17 protein-coding genes and 1 riboswitch are annotated in these 16,097 nt (G+C 57.1%); of the genes, 11 read left to right on the top strand and 6 right to left on the bottom strand.

Annotated features, from left to right (window positions below):
- Positions 1–304: 304 nt before the first annotated feature.
- Both purH and purD read left to right on the top strand, forming a co-directional pair.
- Positions 305–1,894: a bifunctional phosphoribosylaminoimidazolecarboxamide formyltransferase/IMP cyclohydrolase gene (purH, locus tag LDK53_RS13395; protein ID WP_095442150.1), complete on the top strand. Its 1,590-nt coding sequence runs from the start codon at positions 305–307 to the stop codon at positions 1,892–1,894.
- Between the two features lie 15 nt (positions 1,895–1,909).
- Positions 1,910–3,202, top strand: coding sequence for a phosphoribosylamine--glycine ligase (gene purD, locus LDK53_RS13390; protein WP_225287377.1), 1,293 nt, complete (start codon positions 1,910–1,912; stop codon positions 3,200–3,202).
- 90 nt (positions 3,203–3,292) lie between these two features.
- Here purD and LDK53_RS13385 read toward each other — a convergent pair whose 3' ends face one another.
- The 6 genes from LDK53_RS13385 to nudC all read right to left on the bottom strand — a co-directional run bounded on the left by LDK53_RS13385 (position 3,293) and on the right by nudC (position 7,645).
- Positions 3,293–3,985: a DUF1481 domain-containing protein gene (locus LDK53_RS13385; RefSeq protein WP_045286644.1), complete on the bottom strand. Its 693-nt coding sequence runs from the start codon at positions 3,983–3,985 to the stop codon at positions 3,293–3,295.
- Between the two features lie 11 nt (positions 3,986–3,996).
- Positions 3,997–4,269, bottom strand: a complete 273-nt coding sequence (gene hupA, locus LDK53_RS13380; protein WP_002445246.1) for a nucleoid-associated protein HU-alpha — start codon at positions 4,267–4,269, stop codon at positions 3,997–3,999.
- A 186-nt stretch (positions 4,270–4,455) separates the two neighbouring features.
- The gene (locus LDK53_RS13375; RefSeq protein WP_032644509.1) at positions 4,456–5,046 is read right to left on the bottom strand and encodes a YjaG family protein; all 591 of its coding nucleotides are present in this window, start codon (positions 5,044–5,046) and stop codon (positions 4,456–4,458) included.
- A 41-nt stretch (positions 5,047–5,087) separates the two neighbouring features.
- Positions 5,088–5,759 (bottom strand): deoxyribonuclease V, encoded by a 672-nt coding sequence (gene nfi / locus LDK53_RS13370; RefSeq protein ID WP_225287376.1) that lies wholly within the window; start codon positions 5,757–5,759, stop codon positions 5,088–5,090.
- A gap of 9 nt (positions 5,760–5,768) precedes the next feature.
- Entirely contained in the window at positions 5,769–6,833 is a 1,065-nt protein-coding gene (gene hemE / locus LDK53_RS13365; protein WP_045286643.1) for a uroporphyrinogen decarboxylase, read from the bottom strand.
- Between the two features lie 38 nt (positions 6,834–6,871).
- The gene (nudC, locus tag LDK53_RS13360; RefSeq protein ID WP_025759607.1) at positions 6,872–7,645 is read right to left on the bottom strand and encodes an NAD(+) diphosphatase; all 774 of its coding nucleotides are present in this window, start codon (positions 7,643–7,645) and stop codon (positions 6,872–6,874) included.
- Between the two features lie 95 nt (positions 7,646–7,740).
- On the opposite strand from nudC, the gene LDK53_RS13355 reads away from it, so the two are divergent.
- The 9 genes from LDK53_RS13355 to LDK53_RS13315 form a co-directional block, all read left to right on the top strand.
- Positions 7,741–8,226 (top strand): Rsd/AlgQ family anti-sigma factor, encoded by a 486-nt coding sequence (locus LDK53_RS13355; RefSeq protein ID WP_025759608.1) that lies wholly within the window; start codon positions 7,741–7,743, stop codon positions 8,224–8,226.
- Positions 8,227–8,280: 54 nt separating this feature from the next.
- Positions 8,281–8,389: riboswitch (TPP riboswitch) on the top strand.
- A 79-nt stretch (positions 8,390–8,468) separates the two neighbouring features.
- Entirely contained in the window at positions 8,469–10,364 is a 1,896-nt protein-coding gene (gene thiC, locus LDK53_RS13350; RefSeq protein ID WP_225287375.1) for a phosphomethylpyrimidine synthase ThiC, read from the top strand.
- Positions 10,364–10,999, top strand: a complete 636-nt coding sequence (gene thiE / locus LDK53_RS13345; protein ID WP_225287374.1) for a thiamine phosphate synthase — start codon at positions 10,364–10,366, stop codon at positions 10,997–10,999. Before thiC ends, thiE begins: the two co-directional genes overlap by 1 nt.
- The gene (locus LDK53_RS13340) at positions 10,992–11,747 is read left to right on the top strand and encodes a HesA/MoeB/ThiF family protein (protein ID WP_126801725.1); all 756 of its coding nucleotides are present in this window, start codon (positions 10,992–10,994) and stop codon (positions 11,745–11,747) included. The genes thiE and LDK53_RS13340 overlap by 8 nt, the downstream gene beginning before the upstream one ends.
- Positions 11,731–11,931, top strand: a complete 201-nt coding sequence (gene thiS, locus LDK53_RS13335; RefSeq protein WP_025759613.1) for a sulfur carrier protein ThiS — start codon at positions 11,731–11,733, stop codon at positions 11,929–11,931. Before LDK53_RS13340 ends, thiS begins: the two co-directional genes overlap by 17 nt.
- A gap of 1 nt (position 11,932) precedes the next feature.
- Positions 11,933–12,703 (top strand): thiazole synthase, encoded by a 771-nt coding sequence (thiG, locus tag LDK53_RS13330; RefSeq protein WP_045286638.1) that lies wholly within the window; start codon positions 11,933–11,935, stop codon positions 12,701–12,703.
- A complete protein-coding gene (gene thiH, locus LDK53_RS13325) occupies positions 12,700–13,827 on the top strand; it encodes a 2-iminoacetate synthase ThiH (protein WP_045286637.1) in 1,128 nt (375 codons plus the stop codon). The genes thiG and thiH overlap by 4 nt, the downstream gene beginning before the upstream one ends.
- A gap of 336 nt (positions 13,828–14,163) precedes the next feature.
- The gene (locus tag LDK53_RS13320) at positions 14,164–15,705 is read left to right on the top strand and encodes a sensor domain-containing diguanylate cyclase (RefSeq protein WP_225287373.1); all 1,542 of its coding nucleotides are present in this window, start codon (positions 14,164–14,166) and stop codon (positions 15,703–15,705) included.
- Between the two features lie 145 nt (positions 15,706–15,850).
- Positions 15,851–16,097: PTS sugar transporter subunit IIB (locus tag LDK53_RS13315; protein ID WP_225287372.1), on the top strand; the 247-nt coding region annotated here is incomplete at its 3' end.

The raw sequence follows: 16,097 nt of genomic DNA, 5'->3' as shown, positions 1-16,097 counted from the left end.
GAAGTGATTCACATCCGCCGTGTCGATGGAGGCGCATTATAGGGAGTTCTCCGCAGGCCGCAACCGCTAAATGACAGAAAGATGACTGACTGCTGCATTCCACAGCAAAACCCCGCCTTATACCTTTTTACACACAGACTTATCCACAATGATACGAAAAAGTGAAAATGTGCGAGCGTTGCGCAAACGTTTTCGTTAAAATGCTCGCGCTTCACAAGGATGCCTCGTCAGGTGTGTTAGATGAGTTTTTCACAGGAAAATTCATCTAACGCTCTCTGTAATCGTGAAATCCAGGGGATTTACCATGCAACAACGTCGTCCAGTCCGCCGCGCTCTGCTCAGTGTTTCTGATAAAGCCGGTATCGTCGAATTCGCTCAGGCACTTTCTGCACGCGGTGTGGAGCTGCTTTCTACAGGCGGTACCGCTCGCCTGTTAGCAGATAAAGGTCTGCCGGTAACCGAAGTGTCCGATTACACCGGTTTCCCGGAAATGATGGATGGACGCGTCAAAACCCTGCACCCAAAAGTCCACGGCGGTATTCTTGGCCGTCGCGGTCAGGACGACGCCATTATGGAACAGCATGAGATCGCGCCAATCGACATGGTTGTCGTTAACCTCTATCCGTTCGCCCAGACCGTTGCCCGTGAAGGCTGCTCTCTGGAAGATGCCGTAGAAAATATTGATATCGGCGGCCCGACCATGGTGCGCTCCGCAGCCAAGAACCATAAAGATGTCGCCATCGTCGTAAAGAGCAGCGATTACGAAGCCATTATTAATGAGATGGACGCCAACGAAGGGTCACTGACCCTGGAAACGCGTTTCGACCTCGCCATCAAAGCCTTCGAACACACCGCCGCGTACGACAGCATGATTGCCAACTACTTCGGTAGCCTGGTACCGGCTTACCACGGTGAAAGTAAAGATCCTTCCGGTCGCTTCCCGCGCACCCTGAACCTGAACTTCATCAAGAAGCAGGATATGCGTTACGGTGAGAACAGCCACCAGCAGGCTGCTTTCTATATAGAAGAAGAGGTAAAAGAAGCCTCTGTTGCGACCGCCCGGCAGGTTCAGGGTAAGGCGCTCTCCTATAACAACATTGCCGATACCGACGCCGCGCTGGAATGCGTGAAAGAATTCAGCGAGCCAGCCTGCGTTATCGTCAAGCACGCAAACCCATGCGGCGTTGCCGTGAGCACCTCCATTCTGGATGCCTATGACCGCGCGTATAAAACCGACCCGACGTCTGCCTTCGGCGGCATTATCGCGTTTAACCGCGAACTGGATGCCGAAACCGCACAGGCCATTATCTCCCGTCAGTTTGTTGAAGTGATCATCGCGCCATCGGCGTCTGAAGAAGCGCTGAAGATCACTGCGGCGAAACAGAACGTGCGCGTCCTGGTTTGCGGCCAGTGGGCGGAACGCGTTCCGGGCCTGGACTTCAAACGCGTGAACGGCGGCCTGCTGGTTCAGGACCGCGATCTGGGTATGGTGACAGAAGCCGACCTGCGCGTGGTGACCAAGCGTCAGCCAACAGAGCAGGAGCTGCGTGACGCGCTGTTCTGCTGGAAAGTGGCGAAGTTCGTCAAATCCAACGCCATTGTTTACGCCAAAGAGAACATGACCATCGGGATAGGCGCAGGCCAGATGAGCCGCGTTTACTCGGCGAAAATCGCGGGCATTAAAGCAGGCGATGAAGGTCTGGAAGTGAAAGGCTCCGCCATGGCCTCTGATGCCTTCTTCCCGTTCCGTGACGGTATCGACGCGGCTGCCGCGGTAGGCATCACCTGCGTGATCCAGCCGGGTGGTTCTATCCGTGACGACGAAGTGATTGCCGCTGCCGACGAACACGGCATTGCGATGATCTTCACCGACATGCGTCACTTCCGCCATTAATTTCCGGAGCAGAAAATGAAAGTATTAGTGATTGGTAACGGCGGACGCGAGCACGCTCTGGCATGGAAAGCGGCCCAGTCTCCGCGGGTGAAAACGGTCTTCGTGGCGCCGGGCAACGCCGGTACCGCCCTGGAACCCGCGCTGCAGAACGTGGCTATCGGCGTGACCGACATTCCGGCGCTGCTGAGCTTTGCCCAAAGCGAGAAAATCGACCTGACCATCGTCGGCCCGGAAGCGCCGCTGGTGATTGGCGTGGTGGATGCGTTCCGCGCGGCAGGCCTGAAAATCTTCGGCCCAACGGAAGGTGCTGCCCAGCTGGAGGGCTCCAAAGCTTTCACCAAAGATTTCCTCGCACGTCACAATATCCCGACGGCGGAATACCAGAACTTCACAGAGGTTGAGCCCGCTCTGGCTTACCTGCGTGAAAAAGGCGCACCGATTGTCATTAAGGCCGACGGTCTGGCTGCCGGGAAAGGCGTGATCGTAGCGATGACGCTCGAAGAAGCTGAAGCCGCGGTTCAGGATATGCTGGCAGGCAATGCTTTTGGCGATGCGGGCCACCGCATTGTGATTGAAGAGTTCCTCGACGGCGAAGAGGCGAGCTTTATCGTGATGGTCGACGGCGAGCACGTTCTGCCGATGGCCACCAGCCAGGATCATAAGCGTGTGGGCAATGGCGATACCGGCCCGAATACCGGCGGAATGGGGGCTTACTCCCCTGCTCCGGTGGTCACTGATGAAGTGCACCAGCGCACGATGGAGCGCATCATCTGGCCAACCGTCAAAGGGATGGCTGCCGAGGGGAATACGTACACCGGTTTCCTCTATGCGGGCCTGATGATCGACAAACAGGGTAATCCTAAGGTCATAGAATTCAACTGCCGCTTTGGCGATCCGGAAACCCAGCCCATCATGCTGCGCATGAAATCCGACCTGGTAGAACTGTGCCTGGCGGCGTGCGAAGGTAAGCTGGACGAGAAAACGTCCGAGTGGGACGAGCGTGCGTCACTGGGCGTAGTCATTGCTGCGGGTGGATACCCTGGCCACTACAACACCGGTGATGAGATCCACGGCCTGCCGCTGGAAGAGGTTGAAGACGCGAAGGTATTCCACGCCGGAACGAAGCTGGCTGACGATGACCGCGTACTGACCAACGGCGGACGCGTGCTGTGTGCCACCGCGCTGGGCCATACCGTAGCAGAAGCACAGAAACGCGCCTATGCGCTGATGGCGGATATTCACTGGAACGGTAGCTTTAGCCGCCAGGATATCGGCTATCGCGCGATTGCGCGTGAGCAGGGGGAGTAATTTCCCCTCACCCTAACCCTCTCCCAAAGGGAGAGGGGATCGTTCGTAGGCCGGATAAGCGTTAGCGCCATCCGGCTTAATCCACAGAACTCAGAAACTCTTCTCTGTCGGCTGCCAGGTGCAGAAGTCTTCGTTAGCCACCAGCAGCAGCTGAGAGCCTTCCGGCGCGTCAAGCCACGCCACACTCACTTCCATTGATGAATGCCGCTGACGGCGTTCGATGTGTTCGATGGCCCAGGATTCGAGATCAGGCTTGATGGTCTGCCCTTCGCAGGTTGTCACCGTCCCATCAGTATGCCAGCGCCCCTGGCGCAGCACGACGCGGCCCTGACGCAGCGCATCGCTGGTCTGGCGGATTTGTTCAGCACGGTAACGGTAGAGCGCGATTTGATCGCTGGAAAGCTGCTGTTTTTGACCGCTGACTTCACGCTGCATAAAGCTTAGCTCACCGTGGTCGTCAAAACGCACTTTCACATGTTCGGGGGTTTTGCTGTAGACGTTCAGTTCAATGAGCGACAGCTCATCGCCCTGCCAGCGATATTCCGCCGTCGACGTATTGCCGTTATGCCACGGGCTAAACGCAGAGAGCAGATGAACTTCACCGCCGGTATCTTTACGCCAGATCCTGACCGCACCCTGGTTATCCGCGTAGCCACTGGCGGTAAACGGTGGCAGAGAGGTATCGTGGCTACAGGCTGACAGCAACAGCATGCCTGCCAGCGCGAGCGTTCCACGCCAGAAAGACAAAAGGGGCGTTGCCGCCCCTTCGCTAAAACTGTTCACTGCCACGCGTCTTACTTAACAGCGTCTTTCAGTGCTTTACCAGAAACAAATGCCGGCACGTTAGCTGCGGCGATTTTGATTTCTTTACCGGTCTGCGGGTTGCGGCCAGTACGCTCAGCGCGGTGGTTCACTTTGAAGGTACCGAAACCAACCAGTTGTACAGCATCACCTTCTTTCAGAGACTCAGTAATAGCAGCCAGGGTAGATTCCAGAGCAGCTTTAGCCTGCACTTTAGACAGATCAGCCTTGTCCGCAATTACATCAATCAGTTGAGTCTTGTTCATAAGTTATCCTTTCAATGTGTTTATCGCTTGCTAAGCATCGAGTGCGACGAAAATGCCAAAAAAGCACTCTCCTGCATACACGCACCGATAGCCACTTTTTTTCGCCCCCCAAATGTAGACCAGACAAGGGTCGAAAGGGAAGAGTCGAGGAGCGACAAAACGGGCGTTATCTCAAGTTTTCTTATCTCATTGGTTAAAAATTATACCAATATTGCTCTCGCCGGCCTCACGTAAGTCCGCGCGCAGCCCTTTTATCAGCTCAATATCGCGTTCTTCACACTCTGCCAGCAGGCGGAAAATTTCCCACTGAATGTCCCATTCTTGCTCTACGGCCGGGTTTGCACGCAGCTCTTCGTCGGTCATTTCACGACCTTCCTGGGTCATTTCCAGCATCGCCACGGTGGTGATAGACGCTTTACTGACTTCGATAGCATGCTCCAGCGTTTCGCCACTCAGACGGGAGTGAAGCAGTTCGCTTAACGCCACGCAGGCATCAATCGCCGGGTAGACGCCATACAGGTCAAAATCATCCGCAACCGGAATCGCCTCTTCCAGCTTTTCCAGCTGAGAGTCGAAATTCACCTTCGCGTCTTTCACCGTCAGCGTTTCCCAGATCAGGTCCAGAATGCGACGATAAATATGCCCATCGCCAAAGCCCGTCTCCTTACAAAACGCGGCATAGTTGGGATACATGCGCTCGCACAGGCAAGCCATAAAGGTGACGTGCTGCCAGCTTTCCAGCTTTTCCAGGCGCAGGTGAATCGGGTTTTGTAGCATGATGATCTCTCGAATCGAAAATTAGGCGCAGTTTACCTGAATCATCGCTGAATTTCCTGCCAACGAACAAAAGCTGGACGCGAAGAGGCCACGGCGTCTGCCCAGCGCGTGGGTTCCGGTAAACGGTAGCCCTTCATACAGCGCTGCACCCACGCCAGAGCGCTGTCCATGCTTACCCGATGCCCGGTGGCGATAAACAGCGGGTTACAACGGGCTTTACTGCGCCAGACCCATGCCAGCTGCTCCCCTTTATGGATAAGCGGCGCCAGCGCGCCCGGCTCAGCGGAAAGGGGTTCAAACGCGCCGCAGAGACGTTTCTTGGCGACGCCAATGGTCGGCACATCCACCAGCAGCCCAAAGTGGCTGGCAACGCCTAAACGGCGCGGGTGTGAGATACCGTGTCCATCGACAAACAGCAGGTCGGGTTTTTGCGAAAGTTGCTCCCACGCGGTCAGCAGCGCGGGATATTCACGAAAGGAGAGAAAACCGGGAATGTAGGGCATGGTGGTGGCGATACGCGCCACCTTGTATTCCACCAGCTCAAGCGAAGGGTATTTCAGAACCACCATTGCCGCTCGCGTCACTTCACCGCCCTGCTCGAACCCAACGTCGGCCCCGCCAATGTACTGGGGAGGATCCTTATCCAGCCGATCCTCACGGATCACTGATGAAGCCAGTTCGATTTGCTGAGCGCGTAGCGACGCGAGATCCATAACCACTCCTTACTGGTGATACTGGGCAGAAAGCCGATGCACCGCCTCCACAAATACGCCAGCGTGCTCTGGCGGCACATCCTGATGAATACCATGGCCAAGGTTAAAGACGTGTCCTTCACCCTTGCCGAAACCAGACAGTATAGTCGACACTTCTTCCTCAATGCGGGCAGGCGGTGCGTAGAGCATGGAAGGATCCATATTGCCCTGCAGCGCCACTTTGTCGCCCACGCGGCGGCGGGCATCAGCGATATCGGTGGTCCAGTCGAGACCCAGCGCGTCACAGCCGGTTGCCGCCATGGCTTCCAGCCACTGACCGCCACCTTTGGTGAACAGCGTCACCGGCACGCGGCGGCCTTCGTTTTCACGCAACAGGCCATCGACGATTTTGTGCATGTAGTACAGCGAGAACTGCTGATAATCGCGGCCGGTCAGCACGCCACCCCAGGTGTCGAAAATCATGACCGACTGCGCACCCGCTTTAATCTGCGCGTTGAGGTAGAGCGTGACGCTCTTCGCCAGCTTGTCGAGAAGCGCATGCAGGGCCAGCGGCTCGGCGTACATCATCTTTTTAATCTGGGTGAAGGCTTTGCTGCTGCCCCCTTCAACCATATAGGTCGCCAGCGTCCATGGGCTGCCGGAAAAACCAATCAGCGGCACTTCGCCTTTCAGCTCGCGGCGAATGGTGCGCACGGCGTTCATCACATACCCCAGTTCTCCTTCCGGATCGGGGATCGGCAGCTTATCGACATCCGCTTTGCTTTTGATCGGGGAGGTAAAACGCGGGCCTTCACCGGTTTCGAAATAGAGCCCAAGGCCCATCGCGTCCGGAATGGTCAGAATGTCCGAAAAGAGAATGGCGGCATCCAGCGGGAAGCGACGCAGCGGCTGGAGCGTCACTTCGCAGGCCAGCTCGGCGTTTTTGCACAGCGACATAAAATCACCCGCCTGCGCGCGCGTGGCTTTGTACTCTGGCAAATAGCGTCCCGCCTGGCGCATCATCCATACCGGGGTGACATCAACGGGCTGGCGCAGCAGCGCACGCAGATAACGATCGTTCTTCAGTTCGGTCATTTTTGCAGTTCCTTAAGCGTCATGGCCCCAGTGTAACACTACTCATACTCGGCCCGACACATCGCCACGGTATCTTCTATCAGCCGACGCGCCACGGTGCCCGGTGGGGGAAGGAGCGGTAAATCGTCATAGCGATACCAGTTCGCTTCCAGCAGCTCTTTCTGATCGATAACGATCTCGCCGCTGTCGTATTCGGCCATAAAGGCCGTCATCAGCGACTGCGGGAAGGGCCAGGGCTGGGAGGTCACGTAGCGCAGGTTCTTCACTTTGATCCCGCTCTCCTCCATCACCTCGCGCGCCACCGCCTGCTCCAGCGTTTCACCCACCTCAACGAAGCCAGCCAGCACGGTGTGAATGCCGTTGCGATGACGGGTATGCTGGGCCAGCAAAATAGAATCCTCCCGGCGGATAGCGACGATAATGCACGGCGCAATTTGTGGGTAGTAGCGTTCGCGGCAGTGGCTGCAGAGCATCGCCCACTCGGTTTTGCTCGGGTGCATGGTGTGACCGCAGTAGCCGCAATATTTATGCGAGCGGTAAAACTCCGCCAGCTGTACACCGCGCCCCGCCAGCTGGAACAGGCCCACATCCAGATCCAACACCTGTCGAACCGATCCCATCTCCTGACGGCGGGGTTGTTGGATCAACCACACCGCATCTCCCTGCCATTCGCCGATCTTCAGCGCCGGCTGGCCCACAAGATCGAACCTCTCTGCTGCGCCATAAGGGATCTCCCCGTCAGGAAGCCATAATTTTTGTTCGTGACTGACGATCCACCAACCGAGATCTGATTTTTCAATAATACGATCCATATCTATTGCACTACCTTCGCTTCACTGACATGTTGTTAGCATTGTGGTTACATTCTGGATGAGCAGATTCAATCCTACACTTTGCGGAGTCGACCATGTTAAACCAGCTGGAAAGCCTGACTGAGCGCGTTAGAGGAAGTAACAAACTGGTGGATCGCTGGCTACATGTGCGCAAGCATCTACTCGTGGCTTATTACAATCTGGTCGGTATTAAGCCTGGCAAAGAATCGTTTATGCGGTTGAATGAAAAAGCGCTGGATGATTTTTGTCAGAGCCTGGTCGACTATCTGTCCGACGGCCATTTCAATATTTATGAACGCATTATCCGCGAAATGGAAGGGACAACACCGTATTTAGCGGCCAGCAAGCTCTATCCGCTGCTGGAAGCCAACACCCAGCAGATCATGGACTACTACGATTCCACGCTTGAGAACGCCATCGATCACGATAACTATCTTGAGTTCCAGCAGGCGCTTTCCGACCTTGGCGAAGCGCTGGAAGAGCGATTCACGCTGGAAGATAAGCTGATTAGCCTCGTCCTGGATGCCAGCCCCGAAGATAACATCGTGCGCCCTGCTTGAGTTCTTAATCGTTAACGAGTAATTTACAACCATTCGCCCCTCTCACGAGGGGGATTTTTCTTGTCGGAGTGCCCAGAGCGAAAGCCGGGCTGAGACCGTTAATTCGGGATCCGCGGAACCTGATCAGGTTAATACCTGCGAAGGGAACAAGAGTCACACTGCTGTTGTATCGCCCCCTGGGCGATCCTCTCTTGCTTCATCCGTCGTCTGACAAGCCATGTCCTTCACTTTTGGAATGAGCTATGTCTACTGCAAAACTGACCCGCCGCGAACAGCGCGCACAGGCCCAACACTTTATTGATACCCTGGAAGGCACTGCTTTCCCGAACTCAATACGCATCTACATTTCCGGCTCCCGGGCCGATATCCGCGTCCCGATGCGTGAAATCCAGCTGAGCCCGACGCTTATCGGCGGCAGCAAAGATAACCCGCAGTATGAAGAAAACGAAGCCGTGCCGGTGTATGACACCTCCGGCCCGTACGGCGATCCTGCTGTTGCCATTAACGTGCAGCAGGGTCTGGCGAAACTGCGCCAGCCATGGATTGACGAACGTAATGACTGCGAAGCGCTGTCTGACCGCAGTTCGGCTTACACCAAAGCGCGTCTGGCCGACGACGGTCTTGATGAGCTGCGCTTCGCCGGACTGTTGACGCCGAAACGGGCGAAAGCGGGCAAACGTGTGACCCAGTTGCACTATGCGCGCCAGGGTATCGTCACGCCGGAGATGGAGTTTATCGCTATCCGTGAAAACATGGGGCGCGAGCGCATCCGCAGCGAAGTGCTCCGCCATCAGCATCCGGGCGAAGGCTTTGGCGCTCGCCTGCCGGAGAACATCACGCCGGAGTTTGTGCGTGATGAGGTGGCCGCAGGCCGTGCGATTATCCCCGCCAACATCAACCACCCGGAATCTGAGCCGATGATTATCGGCCGCAATTTCCTGGTGAAGGTTAACGCCAATATCGGTAACTCGGCCGTCACCTCTTCCATCGAAGAAGAGGTGGAAAAGCTCGTCTGGTCAACGCGCTGGGGTGCGGACACGGTCATGGATCTCTCAACCGGGCGCTATATTCACGAAACCCGCGAGTGGATCCTGCGTAACAGCCCGGTCCCTATCGGAACGGTGCCCGTCTACCAGGCCCTGGAGAAGGTCAACGGCATTGCCGAAGACCTCACCTGGGAAGCCTTCCGCGACACGCTGCTGGAGCAGGCTGAACAGGGCGTAGACTACTTCACCATTCACGCGGGCGTACTGCTGCGCTACGTGCCGATGACGGCGAAACGTCTGACCGGTATTGTCTCACGCGGCGGCTCCATCATGGCCAAATGGTGCCTGTCGCACCATAAAGAGAACTTCCTCTACGAACACTTCCACGAGATCTGCGAAATCTGCGCCGCGTACGATGTCTCCCTGTCGCTGGGGGATGGCCTGCGTCCGGGCTCTATTCGCGACGCGAACGACGAAGCGCAATTTGCCGAGCTGCATACCCTGGGCGAGCTGACCAAAATCGCCTGGGAGTATGACGTGCAGGTGATGATTGAAGGCCCGGGACATGTGCCGATGCAGATGATCCGCCGCAACATGACCGAAGAGCTGGAGCACTGCCACGAAGCGCCATTCTACACCCTGGGGCCGCTGACCACCGATATTGCGCCAGGCTATGACCACTTCACCTCCGGGATTGGGGCGGCGATGATTGGCTGGTTCGGCTGCGCCATGCTCTGCTATGTGACGCCGAAAGAGCACCTCGGTCTGCCTAACAAAGAGGACGTGAAGCAGGGGCTGATTACCTACAAAATCGCCGCCCACGCTGCGGACCTGGCGAAAGGCCATCCCGGCGCGCAAATCCGCGATAACGCCATGTCGAAGGCGCGCTTTGAATTCCGCTGGGAAGATCAGTTCAACCTGGCGCTGGACCCGTTCACCGCCCGCGCCTATCACGACGAGACCCTGCCGCAGGAATCGGGCAAAGTCGCGCACTTCTGCTCCATGTGCGGACCGAAATTCTGCTCGATGAAAATCAGCCAGGAGGTACGCGACTACGCCGCCACGCAAACCATTGAAGTGGGCATGGCGGACATGTCTGAAACCTTCCGCGCCAAAGGCGGCGAAATCTACCTCAAAAAAGAGGAGGCGTAATGTATCAGCCCGATTTTCCGCCCGTTCCCTACCGTTTAGGGCTCTATCCGGTGGTGGACAGCGTGGCGTGGATAGAGCGCTTGCTGGAGGCCGGCGTTCGCACGATCCAGTTGCGCATCAAGGATAAACACGATGACGAGGTGGAGGCGGATGTGGTCGCCGCCATTGCGCTGGGGCGTCAGTATCACGCCCGTCTGTTTATCAACGACTACTGGCGACTGGCCGTTAAGCACCAGGCTTACGGCGTGCATCTGGGTCAGGAGGATCTGGAAACAACGGACCTGAGCGCTATCCGGGACGCCGGATTACGGCTGGGGGTGTCAACGCACGACGACATGGAGATCGACGTGGCGCTGACGGCTCGCCCCTCCTATATCGCGCTCGGTCACGTCTTTCCGACGCAAACCAAACAGATGCCCTCCGCACCGCAGGGGCTGACGCAGCTGGCGGGTCACGTCAAACGCCTTGCCGATTATCCTACCGTCGCCATCGGCGGCATTAGCCTTGAACGGGTGCCGGCGGTGCTGGAGATGGGCGTTGGCAGTATTGCCGTCGTCAGCGCCATCACTCAGGCCGCAAACTGGCAGACCGCCACCGAACAGCTGTTACAGCTGGCAGGAGCAGGTGATGAATGATCGTGATTTTATGCGCTACAGCCGCCAGATCCTGCTGGAGGATATTGCCATCGACGGGCAGCAAAAACTGCTCGCCAGCCGGGCGCTGATTGTTGGTCTGGGAGGATTAGGCGCACCTGCCGCGCTCTATCTGGCAGGCGCCGGCGTGGGCACGCTGGTGCTGGCCGATGACGACGACGTGCATCTCAGTAACCTGCAGCGCCAAATCCTTTTTACCACGGAGGATGTCAACCAGCCCAAAGCGCGTATTACCCGCCAACGGCTGAATCAGTTGAACCCGGATATTACGCTTATTGCGCGCCAGGAGCGGCTCAGCGGCGAACATTTGCAGCGTGAAGTCGCCCTTGCTGATGTGGTGCTGGACTGTACCGACAATATGGCGACGCGCCAGGCGATCAACGCCGCCTGCGTGGCCACGCATACCCCCCTCGTCACCGCCAGTGCGGTGGGGTTCGGCGGCCAGATGATGGTCCTGACGCCACCGTGGGCACAGGGCTGCTATCGCTGCCTGTGGCCGGATGATGCCGAACCGGAACGCAACTGCCGCACGGCAGGCATTCTTGGTCCGGTGGTCGGCGTAATGGGCACCATGCAGGCGCTGGAAGCCATCAAGCTACTCAGCGGCATGGAGACGGAACGCAATACCCTGCGGCTGTTTGATGCCCGCTCCAGCGGCTGGCGCCACCTGGCGCTGCACCGTGACAGCCGCTGCCCGGTATGCGGAGGCCACGATGCGCATTCTGTTTAACGATGAGCCGATGAAATGCGATGACGGCCTCACCGTTGCCGTCCTGCTCGACAAGCTGCGCCAGCTCAGGCCGGGAACGGCGCTGGCACTCAATCAACAGATCCTGCCGCGCGAGCAGTGGGAACATCAGCAGGTCAATGAGGGCGACCAGATCCTGCTGTTTCAGGTTATCGCAGGGGGCTGAGATGTTACGTATTGCCGATAAAATTTTTGATTCGCATCTGTTTACCGGAACCGGGAAATTCGCCTCGCCGCAGCTGATGGTGGACGCCATTCGGGAAAGCGGCAGCCAGCTGGTGACGCTGGCGCTCAAGCGCGTGGATCTGCGCCACCACAGCGACGCCATTCTGGCTCCCTTACTGGAAGCGGGCGTCACGCTGCTGCCCAACACCTCCGGTGCGAAAACCGCCGAGGAGGCGATTTTTGCGGCTCAGCTGGCCCGTGAAGCGCTGGGCACACGCTGGCTCAAGCTGGAAATTCACCCGGACGCGCGCTGGCTGCTGCCCGATCCCATCGAAACGCTGAAAGCGGCTGAAAAGCTGGTGCAGCAAGGCTTTACTGTTCTGCCTTACTGCGGGGCCGATCCCGTGCTGTGTAAACGGCTGGAAGAGGTCGGCTGCGCCGCCGTCATGCCGTTGGGCGCGCCTATCGGCTCCAATCAGGGGCTGGAAACCCGCGCGATGCTGGAAATCATCATCGAACAGGCCACCGTACCGGTGGTGGTTGATGCTGGCATTGGCGTACCCAGCCACGCCGCGCAGGCGCTGGAGATGGGTGCCGATGCGGTACTGGTGAACACCGCCATCGCGGTTGCCGACGATCCGGTCATGATGGCCCGCGCGTTCCGCATGGCTGTCGAAGCCGGCTTGCTGGCAAGAGCGTCCGGCCCCGGTTCACGCAGTTTTCAGGCACAGGCCACCAGCCCGCTGACCGGTTTTCTGGAGGCGATCTCATGAGGACATTTACCGAGCGCTGGCGGCAGCTTAACTGGGACGACATTGCCCTGCGCATCAACAGCAAAACGGCGGCCGACGTGGAGCGGGCGTTGCAGGCCCGACATCTTACCCGTGAAGATCTGATGGCCCTGCTCTCGCCGGCAGCCAGCGCGTACCTCGAACCGATGGCCCAGCGTGCCCAGCGGCTTACCCGTCAGCGCTTTGGCAACACGGTGAGCTTCTACGTACCGCTCTATCTTTCGAATCTGTGCGCTAATGACTGTACCTACTGCGGTTTCTCCATGAGCAACCGCATCAAACGTAAAACGCTCGATGAGGGTGAGATTGCCCGTGAGTGTACGGCCATCCGTGAAATGGGCTTTGAGCATCTGCTGCTGGTAACGGGCGAACATCAGGGGAAGGTGGGAATGGACTATTTTCGCCAGCACCTTCCCGCTATTCGTCGTCAGTTCGCGTCGTTGCAGATGGAAGTGCAGCCTCTTTCGCAGGAGGAGTACGCGGAGCTCAAAACGCTCGGTCTGGATGGGGTCATGGTCTATCAGGAAACGTACCATGAGGCGACCTATGCCCGGCATCATCTTAAGGGGAAGAAACAGGATTTCATCTTCCGCCTGGAGACCCCGGACAGGCTGGGCCGCGCTGGGATCGACAAAATCGGTCTGGGCGCGCTGATCGGGCTCTCCGACAGCTGGCGGGTGGATTGCTACATGGTGGCGGAACATCTCCTGTGGCTCCAGCAGCACTACTGGCAGAGCCGTTATTCTATCTCTTTCCCCCGGCTGCGACCTTGCGCAGGCGGGATTGAACCGGCGTCGCTTATGGATGAGCGCCAGCTGGTGCAGACCATCTGCGCGTTTCGCCTGCTCGCGCCGGAAGTGGAGTTATCCCTGTCAACGCGTGAATCGCCGGCGTTTCGCGATCGCGTGGTCCCGCTCGCGATCAACAACGTCAGCGCGTTTTCCAAAACGCAACCTGGAGGCTACGCCGACGATCGCCCGGAGCTGGAGCAGTTTGTACCGCATGACGGGCGGCGTCCGGAAGCGGTCGCTGCCGCCCTGAGCGCTCAGGGATTACAACCGGTCTGGAAAGACTGGGACAGCTGGCTGGGAAGAGCCTCACAATAACGTTGCAACGTACCGCAACCCGATAAAAAAGTGTCGAGGCGCTACGGAGAGTCACAACCGGATGATTGCCAGCACTCATCCGGTTTTTTATCGTCGCAGGGTCAGCAACGGATGCTGTCCAGGGCGAAAAGCTTCTTCCTCGTTTCGCCCTGCCTCTGATTAATTGCACAAAAAGCGCACGCCCGTTTAATAAGCATTTTCTTAATGATCCTTAAGATAAATCATCCCGTCAGTAATCATGTTCCGTATAATTCACCGCTAACCGCAGGACAGCGACTATGCTGAGAGGATATCGGCAGACGAAAAGTATTCACCATCAGGATCGATGTACAACTCATGGCACTTCACAGCAAAAAGCTCTCTTTTACCCGGCCAATCATGCTCAGCTTCGCGGGGATCCTCTGCAGTTTTGCGGTGATCGCGATTGCGGTGACGCTTTCGCAGCGAAAAGATTTTCTTGAGGATTATCACAAGATTAATAGCAATTTCACGCACAACCTGGCGGTGAACTACACCGAATCTATCCTGCGTGAAAATGACTATATCCTTGGCCGTGCCGCGATATACTTCGCGCGCGACGACAGGCTAAACGAAACGCTGAACGTCAACCCGACGCAGGGGCTGCAGATGGTGATGCATTTGCAAAACCTAATGCCGACCGTCTCCTCCATTTCGCTTGCCGACACGCAGGGGCATTATCTGCGCGCACCGGAAGTACTTCCCACGGAGAAGAGTAAAACCTTCGATCCCCGGACGCGCCCGTGGTTTATCGCCCAGGCGGAAGCCAGTATCTTCAGCCACTATACGCGCCCCTACATGGACTACTTCACCGGCCATCCGACAGTAACCCTCTATAAGCCGTTGATTTCACCGGAAGGAAGGCTAAAGGGAACCATCGCGTTTCATCTCGATTTGACCTCAATGGGCTATACGCTGCGCCAGATGGTGGCGCCCGTGCAGGGAGAATTCTTCGTCGTCGAACGTGACGGTGCCGTCGTGCTTCACCCTGATACCGGCGCGCTTTTCAAAAAGTACGTAAGCGAAGCGCTGATGGATAAAATGACCAGCGGCGAAGGCCACCTGTACGACAAGAAAAGCAATGCCTGGTATTACTACTACTCCTTTACTAACCCGGACTGGTTTGTCATCTACCGGGTATCAGGTGATACGCTCACCGATATTACCCGCCACGAAACGACGATTGTTGGCTGGGGATTCGCGCTGGCGGCCATCATTATCATTCTCTTTGGCTTATACCTCCGACACGCCTCGCGTAGCGTGCTGATGCACATTATCAATGCCATCAAAACCGGCGATGTCAGCGAGGCACCGCGTCTTGAAGCCATGCTGAGCCACACGATCCAGTCGAATAAAGAGCGCGAGATGGCCTATGTGCGCCAGGCGACTCACGATGCGCTGACGGGCTGTAAAAACCGCCGCGCATTCGACAGCGATGTCGCGGAACTGCTGAATGCCCAGCAGCCGTTTGCGATGGCGCTGGTAGATATCGATAACTTTAAGTCGATTAACGACACCCTGGGCCACCTGACCGGTGATATTGTCCTGCGCAACGTAGCCCGTGAAGGGATCCAGATTATGCAGCCGCACCATGTCCCGGTTTACCGCTACGGTGGAGAGGAGTTCGCGGTGGTCTTCCAGGCCGGGCAGATCGCGGACGCCTTCTCCTTACTGGAGGCATGGCGTACCGCGGTTGAAAAGCGCGTCTGGCGGGAGGAAAACCTGCGGGTCACGTTCAGCAGTGGTCTTGGGGAGTGGCATTTCGAACCGCTGGAGCAATTTGTAGAAAGTGTGGATAACGCTCTCTACAGTGCGAAGCGGCAGGGGAAAAACCGCATTCTTCGCACCTCCGTCGGCTGATTTTCGCGATGGCTGGCAAATTGTAACCGGTTTCAGAAAAATGCTGATTTCTTTGTGATGCCTGACACACAATCGCGGTAAAGCGGTTGTTGAAGCGTTCTGCACGGGATAATTATCAATAAACACATGTAGATCGAGGCTGATTATGAAGAACATCGTTTTATGCTGTGCAGCGGGAATGTCAACCAGCATGCTGGTTCAACGTATGAAAGACGCCGCGCAGAAAAAAGGAGTAGAAGTCACCATTAAAGCCGTTCCGGTTGCGGAGTTTAAAGACAACATCGCGACGGCCGACATCGTTCTGCTGGGGCCCCAGGTGAAATACGAGCAGGCAAAACTCCAGGCGCAGGCCGACCCTCTGGGTAAAAAGGTCGCGGTGATCGACATGATGG

This window comes from Enterobacter sp. K16B (genome assembly GCF_020216105.1).
Classification (GTDB): domain Bacteria; phylum Pseudomonadota; class Gammaproteobacteria; order Enterobacterales; family Enterobacteriaceae; genus Enterobacter; species Enterobacter sichuanensis.
This window is presented reverse-complemented; position numbering and strand designations above follow the sequence as displayed.